At 66.9% G+C, this 16,570-nt stretch carries 14 protein-coding genes and 1 tRNA gene; 5 read left to right on the top strand and 10 right to left on the bottom strand.

Features of this window, described 5'->3' with window-relative positions; translation table 11 throughout:
* Window positions 1-160: 160 nt before the first annotated feature.
* Complete coding sequence (locus MEU52_RS09755; protein WP_337927106.1) at window positions 161-1,327, bottom strand: septal ring lytic transglycosylase RlpA family protein; 1,167 nt, start codon at window positions 1,325-1,327, stop codon at window positions 161-163.
* A 315-nt stretch (window positions 1,328-1,642) separates the two neighbouring features.
* On the opposite strand from MEU52_RS09755, the gene MEU52_RS09750 reads away from it, so the two are divergent.
* Window positions 1,643-1,732: transfer RNA gene (locus MEU52_RS09750), tRNA-Ser, on the top strand.
* Window positions 1,733-2,108: 376 nt separating this feature from the next.
* On the opposite strand, the gene MEU52_RS09745 is transcribed toward MEU52_RS09750, so the two are convergent.
* From MEU52_RS09745 to MEU52_RS09725, 5 genes are all read right to left on the bottom strand, one after another.
* Window positions 2,109-3,185, bottom strand: a complete 1,077-nt coding sequence (locus MEU52_RS09745) for an ABC transporter substrate-binding protein (RefSeq protein ID WP_238121091.1) — start codon at window positions 3,183-3,185, stop codon at window positions 2,109-2,111.
* A gap of 54 nt (window positions 3,186-3,239) precedes the next feature.
* Window positions 3,240-3,683, bottom strand: a complete 444-nt coding sequence (locus MEU52_RS09740) for a PaaI family thioesterase (protein WP_238121090.1) — start codon at window positions 3,681-3,683, stop codon at window positions 3,240-3,242.
* Between the two features lie 14 nt (window positions 3,684-3,697).
* Window positions 3,698-4,708: a quinone oxidoreductase family protein gene (locus MEU52_RS09735; protein WP_238121089.1), complete on the bottom strand. Its 1,011-nt coding sequence runs from the start codon at window positions 4,706-4,708 to the stop codon at window positions 3,698-3,700.
* A gap of 74 nt (window positions 4,709-4,782) precedes the next feature.
* On the bottom strand, window positions 4,783-5,598 hold the full coding sequence (locus MEU52_RS09730; RefSeq protein WP_238121088.1) for a VOC family protein: 816 nt from the start codon (window positions 5,596-5,598) through the stop codon (window positions 4,783-4,785).
* On the bottom strand, window positions 5,595-7,097 hold the full coding sequence (locus MEU52_RS09725) for a class I adenylate-forming enzyme family protein (protein ID WP_238121087.1): 1,503 nt from the start codon (window positions 7,095-7,097) through the stop codon (window positions 5,595-5,597). Before MEU52_RS09725 ends, MEU52_RS09730 begins: the two co-directional genes overlap by 4 nt.
* Window positions 7,098-7,437: 340 nt before the next feature.
* On the opposite strand from MEU52_RS09725, the gene MEU52_RS09720 reads away from it, so the two are divergent.
* The 4 genes from MEU52_RS09720 to MEU52_RS09705 all read left to right on the top strand — a co-directional run bounded on the left by MEU52_RS09720 (window position 7,438) and on the right by MEU52_RS09705 (window position 11,142).
* Entirely contained in the window at window positions 7,438-8,118 is a 681-nt protein-coding gene (locus tag MEU52_RS09720; protein ID WP_238121086.1) for an ABC transporter ATP-binding protein, read from the top strand.
* Between the two features lie 10 nt (window positions 8,119-8,128).
* The gene (locus tag MEU52_RS09715) at window positions 8,129-8,908 is read left to right on the top strand and encodes an ABC transporter permease (RefSeq protein WP_238121085.1); all 780 of its coding nucleotides are present in this window, start codon (window positions 8,129-8,131) and stop codon (window positions 8,906-8,908) included.
* A 66-nt stretch (window positions 8,909-8,974) separates the two neighbouring features.
* Window positions 8,975-10,120, top strand: a complete 1,146-nt coding sequence (locus MEU52_RS09710) for a M20 aminoacylase family protein (RefSeq protein WP_238121084.1) — start codon at window positions 8,975-8,977, stop codon at window positions 10,118-10,120.
* Window positions 10,117-11,142 (top strand): MBL fold metallo-hydrolase, encoded by a 1,026-nt coding sequence (locus MEU52_RS09705; protein ID WP_238121083.1) that lies wholly within the window; start codon window positions 10,117-10,119, stop codon window positions 11,140-11,142. The genes MEU52_RS09710 and MEU52_RS09705 overlap by 4 nt, the downstream gene beginning before the upstream one ends.
* 21 nt (window positions 11,143-11,163) lie before the next feature.
* Here MEU52_RS09705 and MEU52_RS09700 read toward each other — a convergent pair whose 3' ends face one another.
* From MEU52_RS09700 to MEU52_RS09685, 4 genes are all read right to left on the bottom strand, one after another.
* Window positions 11,164-12,705 (bottom strand): multicopper oxidase family protein, encoded by a 1,542-nt coding sequence (locus MEU52_RS09700; RefSeq protein ID WP_238121082.1) that lies wholly within the window; start codon window positions 12,703-12,705, stop codon window positions 11,164-11,166.
* Window positions 12,706-13,017: 312 nt separating this feature from the next.
* Window positions 13,018-14,340: an ATP-binding protein gene (locus tag MEU52_RS21945; protein ID WP_238121081.1), complete on the bottom strand. Its 1,323-nt coding sequence runs from the start codon at window positions 14,338-14,340 to the stop codon at window positions 13,018-13,020.
* The gene (locus MEU52_RS09690) at window positions 14,337-15,077 is read right to left on the bottom strand and encodes a response regulator (protein ID WP_238121080.1); all 741 of its coding nucleotides are present in this window, start codon (window positions 15,075-15,077) and stop codon (window positions 14,337-14,339) included. Before MEU52_RS09690 ends, MEU52_RS21945 begins: the two co-directional genes overlap by 4 nt.
* A gap of 75 nt (window positions 15,078-15,152) precedes the next feature.
* Window positions 15,153-16,550 (bottom strand): GGDEF domain-containing protein, encoded by a 1,398-nt coding sequence (locus MEU52_RS09685; protein WP_238121079.1) that lies wholly within the window; start codon window positions 16,548-16,550, stop codon window positions 15,153-15,155.
* Window positions 16,551-16,570: the final 20 nt, after the last annotated feature.

The raw sequence follows: 16,570 nt of genomic DNA, 5'->3' as shown, positions 1-16,570 counted from the left end.
TGTCACGGATGACCCGCCTCTGTCACGACGCGCGCCGGGCGCAACCCCATCGTCAACCGCACGCGACAGGAGCCGCAAGACGCGGGCGATGTCAGGGAACAGCGGCAGGAGCGAGCCAGGTGGAGCCGCCGGTTGCGCCGGCCGATCAGCGCCAGAGCGCTCAGCGGAAGCCTTCGCTTCCCGATACGCCGGCGTAGCTCAACCCGGAGACGGGGGCCGGACCGGTGGACCAACCATTGGCGGCCATGCTCACCGAGCGGGCATTGGACGGCGCCACCGCAATGGTAGTCGCCGACGGCTTCGTCGCAGGCTTGGCCGCGCCGGTAGCGGGCGCAGGCTTGGCGGACGCCGGCTTCGTGCTCGGCGCAGCCGCAACGCGGGTGGCCGCGGCGGGCACAGGCTTCGCCACAGACTTGCCGGAATTGGGCTTGCTGGAAGCGGCCGGCTTGCTGGCGACAACGGGCGGCTCGGGCGCAGCCATCGTCTCCGGCGCGGCGGCAGCCACCTGCATCTCGCCGCCCAGATCATACGGACGGCTGACCGGCATAGGGGCATCCCCAGAACCCACCGGCAGCGCCTCAGCCACGTGCGGCACGAACGGCTTGGCCGAGGCCACCATCACCGGCGAGCTGCCATTGAGCTGCGCGGGAACACCATCGGTGCTCAGGGTCATGGCCAGCTGCTGGTCGTCGGACCCGCCCAGCGGTGCGCGGCCCACATATTCCACCCGCACCCGCGCGACGCCGTGACGGGCAAAACCCAGCAGTTCGGCGGTGCGGTAGGAAACGTCCACCACCCGGCCCGCCACATAGGGGCCGCGGTTGTTCACGCGCACGATGATGGAGCGCTTGTTGGCGAGGTTCGTGACACGCACATAAGACGGCATCGGCAGCGTCTTGTGAGCGGCGGAGATCGACGTCATGTCGAACACTTCGCCATTGGCCGTCTTGCGACCATGAAAATCCTTGCCGTACCAGGAGGCCATGCCCTCGGCCGCATAGTCGGCATCTTCTTTCGGGACGTAGGTGCGACCAGCGACCTTGTAGGGCTTGCCCACCTTGTAATGGCCACCGCCCTTGGGCACGGGATCACCATCCGCCACCACACGCGGGCTGACCTCCACACCGTAGGTGGGATCAATCTTGCTGCTCACCGACTCGACGGAGCTGCAACCCGCCAGCGCCACACCGAAGACCACCGCACCGCCGAGAGCCACCCAGGTGCGCCATGACACCGGCGCGGGCACCGCAATCGCCCCGTCCGACGCCACATTTGCGACGTGGCGGCCAACGGCGGCCTGATTCTTCGACGTGCGCTCGATGCCCATGCCGCGGCTTTCCCCCAGTGGTGCATGAAGTCGTTGCTGCGCCATGAGCTTTCGCATCACACCCCCAGCAAAGACATACCCCGGTGCCGGCATCATCCCCGATCGACATGGATGAACGACGCGCACTCTGGCGTAGAAAGGGGAGTGAAGACGGCGAAAATGCGGCGAGCGCAGCGGAATGGTAAACCGTTCGTGATCACATAACCGCGCCACCGTGCGCGCTGGTGGCCGCGCACCGGCGATCGGCCGACGCCGCTCTCGACGTCTTCGACGACACTTGATAGGAACGCCGCGCGCATGGTCATGCGCCTGTCTGGAAGGGTGGCCGAGTGGTTTAAGGCAGCGGTCTTGAAAACCGCCGTGGGTGCAAGCCCACCGTGGGTTCGAATCCCACCCCTTCCGCCATGTCAGTCCCAAAGTGGGCACGCCCGCAGGAGCGCCGAACTGCCGGGGGCACTTTATATTCACAGCAGCGCCGGCCACACGCTGGCGTCGTTCGCCAGAGCATTGACGCCCGGCCTCTCGCCCACGCCACCCTGCCCCTTCCCGTCATGTCGCTGTCCAGCGCCCCCTCTTGGCCCTGCGCGGGACAGCGCCTCAGATCCCATCCCACGCCCACGAGCCCGGGCTCGTGGGAGCGAAAGCCAATCGAGAGGGCGGCGCACCGGCCGGACGTTGGTCCAGATATGCGTCGCCCCCGCCCACGGCATGCGGCCATGGACGGGGGCGAGCGCTTGCGCGTCACGCGGCCGCTGCAGACACCGACAGGGACTGCGGCCGGTCAGAGCCCTTCGGCCTGCTTACGCACCGCGGCGACATCGAAATCGTTGAACTGCGGCACAAGGGCGTCGGTGTAGAGCGAGTTCACGTCAATATCCGCGCTCTTGATGGTGCCGCCGGCCTTGAGCACGTCGATAAAGTCCTTCCAGCCCTGGGCCGAATAGCTGCCATAGAGGTGCTTCTCGTCCGGCATGAAGTGCGACATTTTCTTGGTGCGCGCCTCCATGATGATGATGCCGGCCTTGATCTTTTCCTCCTCGGTGCCATTGGCGGGCTTCTGGGTCGGATAATGCTTCCAGAAGGTCTTCACGCAATAGGCCGGGTTCACCTCGCACACCACAACGCCCTTGGTGAAGGCGCGACCGAATTCGGCCAGTAGCTTGGGCTCGTCACGAATGGTGTCGTCATGGGCAATGAAGCCGTTGGAGAACAGGCCATTGTACTTCTGGCCCATGTCCAACCGGCGGATCTTCACGCCGTTGGCTTCCATCGTGGCGTGCTGGGAATCGAACAGGTTCAACACATCGACGCTGCCGTTCTGCAGCGCGAGAAACGCCGGTCCGCCCACGCCCACGGGCACCATCTGAATATCCTGGCCCACCTTGATGCCGTGCTCGGCCAGCAGCGCGGTGGTGATGGGGATGTTGCCCCAGGTGAGCGCGCCCACGCCCAGCTTGCCCCCCTTCAGGTCCGCGATGGTCTTCACCTTGCTGTCGGCCAGCACGGCGAATTCCCAGCCGGATTCGCGCGTAACGTTGTAGAAGAACTTGAGCGGCAGATAGTCCTTGCCCGGCTCGCGGGAGACGATGAGGGCATCCGGGTTCGGGTAGCCGATCAGCACCCGCTTGGCCACCATCTGCGGGATCAGGGTGCCCGTGCCCTTGAACTCGACGACACTCACGTCGAGACCTTCCTCACGGAAGAAGCCCAGCTCCTGCGCCGCCACCAGCGGCGCCAGGCTCAGTGTCATGTTGGTCACCTGGCCGACGGACACCTTGCGCAGATCCTCGGCGCCAGCGGATGTGGCCGTTACCATCGCAACGGCCGAGGCCGCGAGCAAAGTCATCACAGTCTTCATCGTCGATCCCTCTGCTTTTTTCGTGAACGTCACCCGCCGGCGGTGCGGCGGCTCTCACCCGGCCTTCGGCACGTAGGTGGCCCGACCCACGGCCAGCAGTTGCCCCTGCTCCGAGGTCACATCGATATCCACGACGGCCATGGATCGCCCGAGCCGCCGCACGGTGGCGACGCCGATCAGATCGGTCTCGGTGGCAGGCCGCAGGTAGTCCACCCGCATGTTCATGGTGGGCACGCCGCCGCCCACCATCATGCCCACGGCGAAATCACCCACCGTATCGATGAAGGCGGCGATGGCGCCGCCGTGAATCTGGCCGGTGCAGCGCCCGCGCTCGATCTCCGGCCGGCGCGGCATGCGCGCCGAGAAGGTCATGGCCGCATGGTCCACCGCCTCCGCCTTCAGGCCGAGGAAGGCGATCATGGACGAGCGGTCGAAGATCGCCTGAATGGCCGCGATGTCGAGGGTCTTGGGCTCCACAGCCGTCTTTGCCTCACTCATGTCTGCCTCGCCGATCAGGGTTTCACGATCACCTTGCCGAACACCTTGCGCTCCTCGATGAGGGCGAAGGCCTGGTCGGTCTCGGTGAGGGAGAAGACGCGGTCGATCTGCGGCACCAGCGTGCCCGCCTGCACCATGTCCAGCAGGGTGTGGAGGTCCTGCCGCTGCCAGCCGTTGGAGCCCTTGATGTCCAGCTCATAGGTCCAGATGAAGCGCAGGTCCGTGCGCGGATCGTAGCCCGCGGTGGCGCCGCAGGTCAGCACCCGCCCGCCGGGCTTCAGGGTGCGCAGGCACTTGGCCCAGGTGTCGCCGCCGGTGAAGTTCACCACCACATCCACGCCACCGTCCGTCTGCTTGCGATGGGGCTTGCCGTAGCGGCTGTAGATGGCCTTGGCGATGTCCTCGTCCACGTAGTTGATGGTGTCGTCGGCGCCCAATTCCCTCAGCCGATCCATCTTCGACTGGCTGCTGGCGAAGGCGATCACATAGGCGCCCACCGATTTCGCCAGCTGCACGCAGCAGGTACCGACGCCGCCCGAAGCCCCGAGGATCAGCACTCTCTCGCCGGCGGTGATCTGGCCGCGGGTCATCATCATGCGATAGGCGGTGCCATAGGCCACCGGCAGGGCGGCGGCCTGCTCGAAGCTGACGCCATCGGGAATGCGGACCAGGCTGTGGGCCTCGGTGCGGCAGAATTCCGCCAGCCCGCCATGCACCATTTCGCCGAGCAGGCCGCGCTTGCCGGCGCGGTCCACCGGATCCACCAGCACCCGATCACCCACCTTGAAGTCGGTGACGCCGGCGCCCAGCTCGGCCACCGTGCCGGCCACGTCGATGCCCATGATCATGGGCATGGGCACCTTGATGCCGGGCATGCCATTGCGTGTGAAAATGTCGTGATAGTTGAGGGAGCAGGCTCCGACCTTGACGATGACCTCGCCCGGCCCGGCCACCGGCGCCTCGAACTGGTCTTCGTAGCTCAGCACGGCATTGGTGCCGTGTTCATTGATGACGACCGCCTTCATTGTCTTGTTGTCCCTTGGTTTGTTGGCGTGTGCGGTGGGTTTGGATGGCCAGCCCCGCGTGCAGGGCCGAGAGCTCAATCCTGAACGAAGGTGAGCTGCGCGCCCGCCGCGGCGGCCGGAGGCACCACGAGGGCGCCGCTGGCGGCGCGCGCATGGGGCACGCCGTTGGCGGTGAGCAGCGCGGCGCACGCATCAAGATCACGCACGGCGACCTCGAAGCCGGCGACACAGGGCACGGCGCCCGGCAGCGGGGCCGTCCACGTGTCGGCTCCCACCACGCGCAGGGCATCGGCCGGAACCAGCGGGAAGGCCCGCCCGAGACGGGCGCGGATGGCCTCGACATCCTCTGGGGCCACCACCAGCGTCACGCTGCGCAGGGCCACCGCGGTGTTGGGATGATCGAGCAGATCCGGCCGCCACAGCAGATCGGGGGTCTGATGCTCGATGGTGATGAAGCGCGCCTGGGCGTAATCCGGCCCCTCGAAATAGATGTTGCGAAAGCCCAGAACCTGGCCCTCGTCCAGCTGCCGCTGCAGCGCGGCGGGCGCCCGCGCCGGCACACCAGCCTGCTGATAGGCGGCGAAGCTGGCGTCGGCATCCGGGGTGCGCAGGGCGACGATATGCGCGCCCTCATAGCGCTTCAGCAGATGCTTCACCGTGGAATGCAGCGTCGCATCCACCAGCCCGAGCACCTCGATATAGCCGCGCCGCAGCATGGCGCAGTGATTGCCCGATCCCCACGGCTCCACCGGCCCGCCGGGCTCGAGCGCACCGGAATGCATGCTGCGATCGGTGAGATGGAAGCCGAGGGCCGCATAGGTGCGACGACCAGCCTCGAGGTCTGGAACCGCGATCCCCACGTGATCCAGGGTGAGGTCGACAGCGCTCATGACACGGCCTCGCCCAGTTCGGCCATGGCGAGGCGCTGCAGAGCCTTGCGATCCACTTTGTTGGTGCCGGCCAGCGGCAGCTTTTCAAGGAAGAAGATCTGCCGGGGATGCTGATAGGCCGGCCCGTTGGCAAGGGCGAAACGCTTGAGCTCGTCCTCGCTCACGTCACCGGACCGCACCACGAAAGCCACAGGCTTGAAGCCCTTGAGATCGTCCGGCACCGGCACCACGCAGCTCTGACGCACCATCGGATGCGCCTCGATCATCTGCTCCACGTTCTCCGGATAGATGTTCTCCCCGCCGCAGGTGAACATGTTGTCGTGGCGGCCGACGAAGAAATAAAAGCCGTTCTCGTCGCGGTGAACCAGATCTCCGGTGCTGTACCAGCCCTCGGCATCGATCACCTCCGCGGTCTTCTGCGGCAGATTGAGATAGCCACGAGTCACAGCGGGCGTGCGCAGCTCCAAAATGCCATCGTCACCGCCGCCGGCGATGCGGACATCGACGCCCGCGAGGGGATAGCCGAGCGCCGCCGGCGGCTTCGGCAGGCCATCGGGATGCGCGCCGAAGGCACATGGCCCGCTTTCCGTGGTGCCATAGCCGAGATTGATGCGCGCATTGGGAAAGGCCGCGCGCGCGTCTTCCAGCAGCTTCTCCGTGGTGGGCGCCGAACCCATGCCCAGCACCTTCACACAGCTCAGGTCGGCCGATGCCAGCGCCTCGGTTTCCCGCAGGGCCAGCGCGATCATGGTGGGCACCGAGGTGACCAGGCTCACCCGATGGCGCGAGATGGCGGCAACGAATCCGGCGGCAGAAAAGGCATTCATCAGCACGAAGGAGGCGCCGGCCGCCAGCGCCACCAGAGCCGTGAACAGGGCGTTCATGTGATAGAGCGGAGCGGCGGCAATCACCCGCTGCTCCTCATAGCCGGGGCTGCCCTCCAGCCGCGTGCGGATGGCCCACAGATGGCCCCCATGGCTCAGGGGCACCCCCTTGGGCCGGCTGGTGGAGCCAGAAGTGTAGAGAATGAGCGCGTCATCCGCCTCTGTCACCTGCGCCGCGGTGAACGGGCCAGGATCGAGAAAGTCCGCCCAGTCGCGGTCGAGATCGATGCTTGGGACCGTAGTCGGGCACATGTCGGCGAACTGCGCTTCCACGAAGGCGAAAGCCACCTCGCTGTCGCTGAAGATCCAGGTGAGGGTGTCGCGCGCGAGCTTCTGGTTCAGGGGAACCGCCACGTAGCCCGCTTTCATGATGCCGAGAAAGGCCGCCAGATATTCCCAGCGGTTAGCGGACAGGATCGCCACCCGGGCTCCCGGCTTCAACCCGTGCCGCCCGAGCCCCCGCGCCACGGCATCCACCGTATCGAAGAACGTGGCCGTGGACAGGATGCGGTCCGCCTCCGCCACCTCGATCAGCGCATCGGGCCGCGGGCGCGCGGGCCGCAGATCGCCGAGATTTCGCGTTCGGGTGAGATAGGAAGTGGGAGTGACCCGCATCTCTTTTCGTAAACCCCTTGCGCTTGATGAGATTTCAAAGATTACATCTGCCGCATAAAAAAATGTCAATATAGCCGTATTGAAATTTCCTCCCGCTTAGGAGAGGCTGAGGCATCCTGATGGGCTCACATAAGAAGACCACAGATTTCCCTTGTGAATCGGTCGCGCCCGTCGCGGGTCGGCACGGCAGCAGGATGAGACGGGAATGGCATCAGCCGACGCAAGAACAGCCGCCAAGCCGGCAGGAATCGGAAGTAGTGCCGGGTATGTTGAGGTCAGCAATCTATATGTAACATTTCATACAGCACGAGGCGCCACGGAAGCGGTCCGCGATCTCTCGGTGACCATCGAGCCCGGGCAGTTCGTTTCTGTCCTGGGTCCCTCGGGATGCGGCAAGTCCACCCTGCTGCGTATCGCTGCCGGCCTGCTGCGGCCGAGCGGCGGCGAGATGCGGATCGGCGGCGAGGCGGTCAAGGGGCCGCGCCCGGATGTGGGCGTGGTCTTCCAACAGCCCACGCTCCTACCCTGGAAGAACGTGCTGGCAAATGTCCTGCTGCCGGCCAAGTCCCTCGGCCTCAACATGGCCGCGGCCCGGACCCGCGCCATGGACCTTCTCAAGATGGCCGGGCTCGACAAGTTCGCGGAAAGCTACCCCAATGAATTGTCCGGCGGCATGCAGCAGCGCGCCGGCATCGTGCGTGGGCTGATCCAGGATCCCACCGTGCTCTTGATGGACGAGCCGTTCTCCGCTCTCGACGCCATGACCCGCGAGCGCATGATGGACGAGTTGCAGGCCATCTGGATGAAGGCGGGCAAGACCGTGCTCTTCATCACCCACTCGATCCCCGAGGCAGTTTATCTGTCCGATCGCGTGCTGGTTCTCTCGCCGCGCCCGGCGCAACTGGTGGAGGATCTCACCATCGACATCCCCCGCCCGCGCAGCCTCGAGACCATGAGCGAGCCCGGCTTCACTGCCTATACGAAGCACCTGCGCGAGATCTTCGCGAAACTGGATCATTGAGAGAGGGCCGATGACTTCCAAGCTCAAGGATCTGATGTATCCGCTGGCCACCGCTGCGGCGGTCATCCTGGTGTGGCAGCTGTCGATCCAGTTCTTCCACATCCCGAGCTATGTCCTTCCGACACCGCTGTCGGTTCTCCGCGCGCTGGAGACCGGATATATCGGCGGCGTGTTCTGGCAGCATCTCGCCTACACGATGACATCCACGATCATCGGCTATGTGGTCGGATGCGGACTGGCGATCCTGGTGGGGGCGCTGGTGTCGGAATCCGAGGTGGCGGAAAAGCTGGTCCACCCCCTCATCATCGCTCTGCAATCCATGCCGAAGGTGGCGCTGGCGCCGCTGATCCTGGTTTGGTTCGGCTTCGAGATGAAGTCCAAGGTGATCATGGTCGCCTTGGTGTGCTTTTTCCCCGTCTTCGTGAACACCATCGTCGGCCTGAAGCAGACCAACCCGGCGATGGTCGACATGGCCAAGGCCATCTCCGCCAGCCGCTGGATGATTTTCTGGGAGATCAAGCTGCCGTCGGCAGCGGGACACATCTTCGCCGGCCTCCAGATCGCCATCGTGCTCAGCCTCATCGGCGCGGTGGTGGCGGAATTCGTGTCCTCCAGCCGAGGCCTGGGCTACCTTATCAATTCGGCGGCGGTGACCCTGGAGGTCAACGTCATGTTCGCGGCACTGGTCAGCCTGGCGGTGCTGGGCATCGTCGGCACCCAGCTGGTGCGCTATGCCCACCGCAAGCTGATCTTCTGGGAGGGCAACCTGTCATCCACCGTCAAGGAGTAAGGCCCCGCGCCATTGACGGAGGGATGAGAGCCCATCGCCATTCTGCCGCACGTATCGGAGTGACACATGGAGTATCAGGAGGTCGCCACCTGGCGGCGGCACTTGCACACCATTCCCGAGACCGCCTTCGAGGAAGTGGAAACCTCCGCCTTCATCGCGCGGCAGCTCACCGCGCTCCAGATCCCATTTGAAGCCGGCATCGCCCGCACCGGGGTGGTGGCGACCCTGAAGAAGGGACGGAGCGAGCGGGCCATCGGCCTGCGGGCGGACATCGATGCCCTCGACATCACCGAGGCCAACACCTTCGCCCATGCCTCGCAGCGCGCCGGCAAGATGCACGCCTGCGGCCATGACGGCCACACCGCCATGCTGCTCGGCGCGGCGCGCGCGCTGGCACGCGATGGGGTTTTCGACGGCATCGTCTATCTCATCTTCCAGCCGGCGGAAGAGAATGAGGGCGGTGCGGCGGTCGCCATCGAGGAAGGGCTATTCGAGCGCTTTCCCATGGAAGCCGTGTTCGGTCTGCACAACCGTCCGGGCCTGCCCATCGGCACGTTCGGCACCTGCGCCGGCAACGCCATGGCTTCGTTCGACGTGTTCGAGATCGTGGTGAAGGGCAAGGGCAGCCATGCCGCCCGCCCGCAGCTCGCCGCCGATCCGATCCTGGCGGCGTCGCAATGCATCAACCTGCTGCAGTCGATCGTCTCCCGCAACGTCGACCCCCTGCTCTCGCTGGTGGTCAGCGTCACCCAGATTCATGCCGGCGCCACATGGAACGTCATTCCCGGCGAGGCGGTCATCCGCGGCACCGTGCGGGCGCTCGATCCCGCGACGCGCGACCTCGGGGAGCGCCGGCTGCGGGAGGTGGCGGAGCATGCCGCGCGGCTCCACGACTGCACCGCCCACATCACCTATTCGCGCCGCTATCCGCCGCTGTTCAACGACCCGGAACTGACGGCGTTCTGCGCCGAGGTGGCACGGGGCTGCGTCGATGCCGGGCATGTGCACGACATCCCCCCCTCCCTGGGGTCTGAGGATTTCGCCTTCATGCTCGAGCGCAAGCGCGGCGCCTATATCTGGATCGGCAACGGCCCCACCGACGGCGACCGGATTCTCCATAACCCCCATTACGAGTTCAACGACGCCGCCATCCCCCATGGGATCGCCTATTGGACCCGGCTGGTGGAAACCTATCTGGCGCCCACACCATGACCAGCGTGCGCGCCCATGCGCCCGCCACCTTCCCGGTGCCCGAGATCGGCGACGTCACGGCCATCTGCGAGGATGTGCTGTGGACACGCCTGCGCCTGCCGTTCCAACTGGACCATGTGAACGTCTATTTCCTGCGCGACGGGGCCGGCTGGGCGGCGATCGACACCGGTCTCGACGACACCCCGACCCGTGACGCCTGGCGGGCGCTGCTCGAAGGGCCGCTCGGTGACGGCCTCACGCGGGTGATCTGCACCCATGCCCATCCCGATCACGTCGGCCTCGCACGGCATCTGTGCGGCGCTGCGCAGGCGCCGCTGCACATCCATCCGGTGGAGCACGCGGCCGCATTGGCGCTGCATCACCCGCTGCCGCCGCAGACACGCACCGAGCGCGCCGCCCTTCTCGATGACTTAGGGCTCGATCCCGCCAGCCGCGACCACGTGCTCGCCGGCGGTGACCGTTATCGCCGGATGACCGAAGCGCCACCGGCCGCCTTTCACCCGCTCACGGCGGGCTGGCTGCTGCTTGGCGGCGACCGCTGGGAAGTGGCCATCGGCGGCGGACACTCCCCGGCCATGGCCACACTGCTCAACCGCGAGAAGAAGCTGTTCATCGCCGCCGATCAGGTGCTCGAGCGGATCTCGCCGAACGTCGGCATTTCCGTCTTCCCCCCGTGCGAGGACCCGCTGGCGGACTATCTGGCCTCGCTGGATGCGGTGCTCGCCGACGTGCCGGACGACGTTCTGGTTCTGCCCGGTCACGGCGTGCCGTTCTTCGGACTGCATCAGCGGGTGCGCGCGCTCCAGGCCCATCACGCCCGGAGCCTGCGGCACCTGGTGGCCCACTGCCAGGCCTCTGGACCGAGCGGGGTGATGGAGCTGCTGCCGGTGATGTACACCCGTCCGATCCCCCTGCCTCAGATGGGCTTCGCGCTCAGCGAGTTGCTCTCCCACATCCGCCACCTGGTGCGCACCGATCACCTGCGCTGGACACCGGACGGCCACCGCCTCGCACCCCACTGAGCGCCCGCCCGGCGCTGCGCCTCAGACCACCCGGACCGACGTCATCATGCCACCGGCCATGTGGTAGAGGTGGTGGCAGTGGAGGAACCATTCGCCCTTCTGCCCGGCATCAAAGGCGATGGTTACCGGCATGTGGGGCGGCACGATCACGGTATCGCGCAGCGCCCCGGAAAAGCGCTGCGGCCCCAGCGCCACGACCTGGAAGTGATGGCCATGGATGTGCATGGGGTGGCTCATCATGGTGGGGTTCATGAAGGTCATCTCCACCCGCTCCCCCTGGCGCACCTCGAATGGCACGTCCTCGCCGTGGACACGGCCATTGATGGTCCAGCGATAACCGGGCTCTTCCCCCAGCATGACAGGAAAGACGCGATCCGGCCGCCGCGCCATAAGAGGCGCGCGCGCGGCAAGCGTGCTTTCAAAGGCGAGGTCCAGCAGTCCCTCCGCCTGCTCTGCCACCTCGGGGATCCGTGCGATCGCGGCGCCGGGCGTCGCCAGGACGATGCCGGTGCGCGCCCGCGCGCCCTCCACCTGCGCCAGCAGCGGGAAGACGCCGCCCGCCTGGGGTAGATCCACCAGGAGGTCGATGCGCTGGCCCTGGGCGAGCGGAAACAACCCAGCCGCCACGGGAACACAAGGCACCCCGTCCACCGCGATGCAACGTGGCGCCAGCCCCGGCAGGGAGAGGAAGAAGGCAGTGGCCGTGCCTCCATTGATGACGCGCAGCCGCACCGGTGCGCCCCGCTCCACTTGCACCACCTCGGGATCGGCCAGGGTGCGCCGATTGGCGAGATAGGCGTCGTAGGCCACGTCATTGGCGTGCGCCATGCCGCCCATGCCGCCGCCCGCCACGCCCATCATGCCGCCCATCATGGCGCCCATGGGCATCCCGTGGCCGCCTCCCATACCTTGCGCCCCCATGCCCTGCGCGCCCATGCCCTGCGGGACCAGTCCCGGGTTGCCCATCGCGTGGCCCATCCCCCCGTGTCCGCCGCCGTGGCCGTCGGTGCCGCCGAGCTCGGCGAGGATCTCCTGCGGGGTGCGGAAGGCGAAGTCGTGGAGCATCACCACCACGTCCTGAACATCCCCCGCGTCGGCCTCGCGGGTAACGAGCGGGGCCGCCAGCAATTGCTGCTCGGTCAAGGTGTGGGCGTGCATCCAATGGGTGCCCGGGGTGAGTCGGTAGTCCACCAGGTCGGTCTGCCCCGACGCCAGTGTGCCGCCATTGGGCCGGGCGCGATCCTGTTCGGGCGGGGCGAAGATCTGCCCGTGCCAGTGCAGTTGCAGCGGCGCATCCGATGCATTGAGGACCGCACCGGAGAGGCGCTCACCTTCTCGCGCGAAAATCCCCTCCCCGGTCGGCCCCTTCACCACATATGCCTTGGCGGCCTTGCCCTTCACCTCGAGGGTGGTGCTCTCGACGGTCAGAAGCGGACGCTCTTGAACACTCTCTTGGGCGCGCCCCGCCGCGCGCCCGGCCAAGGTCAGCGCGCCGACGGCGGCCGCCCCGGAAAGAAGCTGGCGGCGGTTCATCCGCACGCAGGACAGGGGCGCGAAGGACATGATCGGACTCTCCCAGACAGGATCAGATATGGCTTGAGGATGGCGGCAAGGCGTGGCGCAGCGCTTCCGCAAGGGCATGCAGAACATCAAGAGTGTCGCGATGGCGCTTGAGAGCCCTCTCGGCGTGGCTGCGCGCGGAGGGACGGAACTCGTCGCCGCGTGCGGCCGTCAGCTCAAAGCCAGCAGTCGAAGCGCATGAGAGCATCCGCGTGTCTCGTACCAACCGCCCCGCCATCTCTCACCCCGTCCGTTCCGCAAGGATCAAGAGGGGCAGATAGCGCGCGGCCCGTCACGCCGCGTATCGCTTCTGTATCAATTTGTTTCCGCAGCGATCCGGGGCAAGGTGAGGGTCACCACAAGGCCGCCTTCCGGGTGGTTGGCCAGGATCAGGGCGCCCCCATGGCTGCGCGCCGCCGCCGCCGCGATGGTGAGGCCGAGGCCGACGCCCCCAGTGGCGCGGCTGCGGGAGGCATCCAGCCGCACGAAGGGTTCCAGCACGGTCTCCAGCTGCGCTTCGGGAATGCCCGGTCCATGATCGCGCACCGTCAAGCTCACCCGATCGCCGGCATCGGCAAGGGTGAGATGAGCGCTGCCGCCGTAGGAGAGCGCGTTTTCGACGAGGTTGGTCACCGCCCGCTTCAAGGCGATGGGGCGCCCGGCCACCACAAGGCTGGCGGGGGCGTCCAGTTGCGCCTCGCGGCCCTGATCGCGCGCATCGTTGACGATGGTCTCCAGCAGCGGCACCAGGTCCATGGGGCGGCTCGGCTCCTGGGCATTGTCCCCGCGCAGATAGGAGAGCGTCGCCTCGACCATCTGCTCCATCTCGGAAATGTCCGCCACCAGCGCCTCGCGCAGCGACGGATCGGCCACATCCTCGGCGCGGAAGCGCAGGCGGGTCATGGGCGTGCGCAGATCGTGGGAGACCGCGACCAGCGCCTGCGTGCGCCGGCCGATGAGGTCGGCGATGCGCGCCTGCATGCCATTGAAGGCGTGCGCCAATTCACGCACCTCCCGCGGCCCATTTTCCGGTAGCGGCGCGAAAGGCCTGTCCGGCTGCACCTGCGCCACCGCCCGGGCCATGGCCCGCAGCGGCCGGGTGAGCCAGGCGGCGATGGCGAGTGAAAGCAGCAGCACCCCCAGCGCCATGAGGCTGGTGGACAGCACCGAGCCGTGTCCGCCATCGAGCTGCGGCGGTGGGGCGAACAGGCGCACGTTGGCCCAGCTGCCATCGGGCAGCCGCAGGGCGGCGAAGGCCAGATACGGGTCGTCGGTCGCGCCAATCACCACATCTTCGGGCGCCAGCACCGGCGCCAGGGCGCGGACCTGGCTTTCGAGCGCCTGATCCCGCAGCAGCGGCTTGCGATTCGGCGCGGTGACGGGCGCCCGGTTCCAATGGGCGTCGATGACCCCGCCGGAGAGGCTGTGCGCCACGCTCTCGCGCTCGTCCGGCGCCACCAGGGCCAGCGCCCGCTGCACCGAGACCAGTTGTTCGGCGAGCCGTGCGGCATGGGCCATGCGACGCTCGCGTTCCATAGCGTGCTGGTAGGTCCACAGGCTGGCGAGATGAACGAGCACGATGCCCAGCACCGCCACCACTGCCGTGCGTGCCGCCAGGCTGTCGAGTCGGCGGATCACGCGCGCTCCACATCCGGCGAGAAGAAATAGCCGGCGCCCCGCACGGTCTTCACGATCTCCGGCCCCTCCCCCCGCTCGATCTTCTTGCGCAGGCGGCTCACCTGGATGTCGATGGCGCGATCGAAACCGGTGGCGGTGCGGTTCTTGGCGGCGTCCATCAATTGGTCGCGCGTCAACACCCGCTGGGGATGCTCCAGGAAGGTGAGAAGAAGGTCGTATTCCCCTGTCGAGAGGTCGACCACCACCCCGGCGGGATCGGTCAGCTCGCGCCGGCGGGTATCCAGCGTCCAGCCGGAGAAGCACAGCAGATGCCGGCCGCTCGCGGTCTGCGCGCCACTGCCGCGCAAGCGCCGGAGCACGGCATGGATGCGGGCGAGAAGCTCGCGCGGATTGAAAGGCTTGGCGAGATAGTCGTCAGCCCCGAGCTCCAGCCCGACGATGCGGTCCACATCTCCCCCGCGCGCCGTGAGCATGATGATGGGCACATCCGAGCGCGCCCGCAGCTCGCGGCACAGATCAAGGCCGCTGGTGCCGGGCAGCATGATGTCGAGAATGACGAGATCGATGCTCTCCGCCGCCAGTGTTTCGCGCATCTGCCGTCCGTCCTGCGCGGAGGAGACCTTCAAGCCGTTCTCCCGCAGGAACTTGCTCGCCAGCCGCCGTAGCTCAACGTCGTCGTCGACGATCAGGACATGATAGTCAGGGGACACGGCGGCCTGCTCCAGAACGACACCCATCGACGGCTCCGCCGGCTCATCCGACAGGCTGTCGCGCGCGGCAGCCTACCATGCGGCGCCGCGCAGCTGCGAGGATCAGCGACGCTCCACGGCCGCGGCGCTCTCATCGGTGGCGATCACCACCCGGTTGCGGCCATCGGTCTTCGCCCGGTAGAGCGCCCGGTCTGCGGCCTCGATGAGGCGGGCATAATCAGGGTGGCCCTTGTACGCGGCGATGCCGATGGAGGCTGTGACCTGCACGAAACTGCCATCGGCGAGCCGCAGCTTGCGTTCCTCCATCTGCGCGCGCAGCCGCTCGGCCACGATCGCCGCCTCTTCCGCCGGCGTTTCCACCAGAACGATCAGGAACTCCTCGCCGCCATAGCGAAAGACGAAGTCGTTGAAGCGCACGGTGTCCATGATCACGCCGGCCACCTGCTGCAGCACCAGATCGCCGGTGGAGTGCCCCCAGCGATCGTTGACCTGCTTGAAATGGTCCACGTCCACCATCACCACGGTCAGCGGCAGGTCGCCCTGATCAGCCAGGCTGATCTCGCGTCCGAGAATGGTGGGCAGGAAGCGGCGGTTGAGCGCCTGGGTCAGCGGGTCGCGCCCGCCTTCGGCGCCGATGGCGGCCTGGAACAAATCGGAGAGGACGAACTTGATCTCCTCGACGGTGCCGCGCAGCCGCGCCAGCAGCTCGCGCAGCAGCCCGCCTCGATCACCGCGGGCACGCAGCAGCTGCGGCAGCAGATCGGCATCGATCCGGCGGACATTGTCACGGATCACGTTCAAGCCTTGCGAGCCCTGGAACATCAGGCCGGCGCGATGGTGCAGCCACAGGCCGAAGGGTGATTTGCCCAGCGGCTTCAGCACCGGCTCGACCTCATGCTCGAACAGGGTGAAAAGCGTGGACTGCAACCATTCCATGAGCGCGGCATGCTGGGTCTCGCGCTCCAGCGTGATGTCGTGGCCGATGGCGAACAGCCGGAATGCCTCATCCACCTGCGCCCGCCGCACCGAGCCCTGCATATAGGCTTCGCTCATGAGGCTGAGGGCCCAGTCCATGCGCTCATTGAGGTGCACGAGCGCGGCCACCCGCGTCGCGCATTCCATCTCGGCCGCCGCCAACAGGCCGGACAGCTCCCGCTTCAGCAGCGCGCTACCGGCCATCACCAGGTGGAAGGGCACCTTGATGCGGGCATGAATCTCACCGATTCGACGCTGGGTGGCGACCGCACCGTCCACTTCCCCCGACACAGAGAACAGCTCCCCCAGCCATCGCTCCAGCGACGGCACCAGGCGGGTTTCCACCACCTCGCGATCCAGGAACGACTTCGCTTCCGGCTGGGCCAGAAACGCCGCATAGAAGGACCGGACCAGCCGGCCCGCGTGGGTGGCGACCAACGCGCTCAGCACCACGACGGCCCGGGCATGCGCCGCATGCGTGTCCACGCCGGGTGTCGCCGGCTCCTGATCGTCCGCAAGTTTCATCGCAACAGTCTCGATAAGGA

This window comes from Xanthobacter sp. NM-25, assembly GCF_022138605.1.
Taxonomy (GTDB): domain Bacteria; phylum Pseudomonadota; class Alphaproteobacteria; order Rhizobiales; family Xanthobacteraceae; genus Xanthobacter.
The sequence above is the reverse complement of the archived record's forward strand: the minus strand, read 5'-3'. Positions and strand labels throughout refer to the sequence as shown.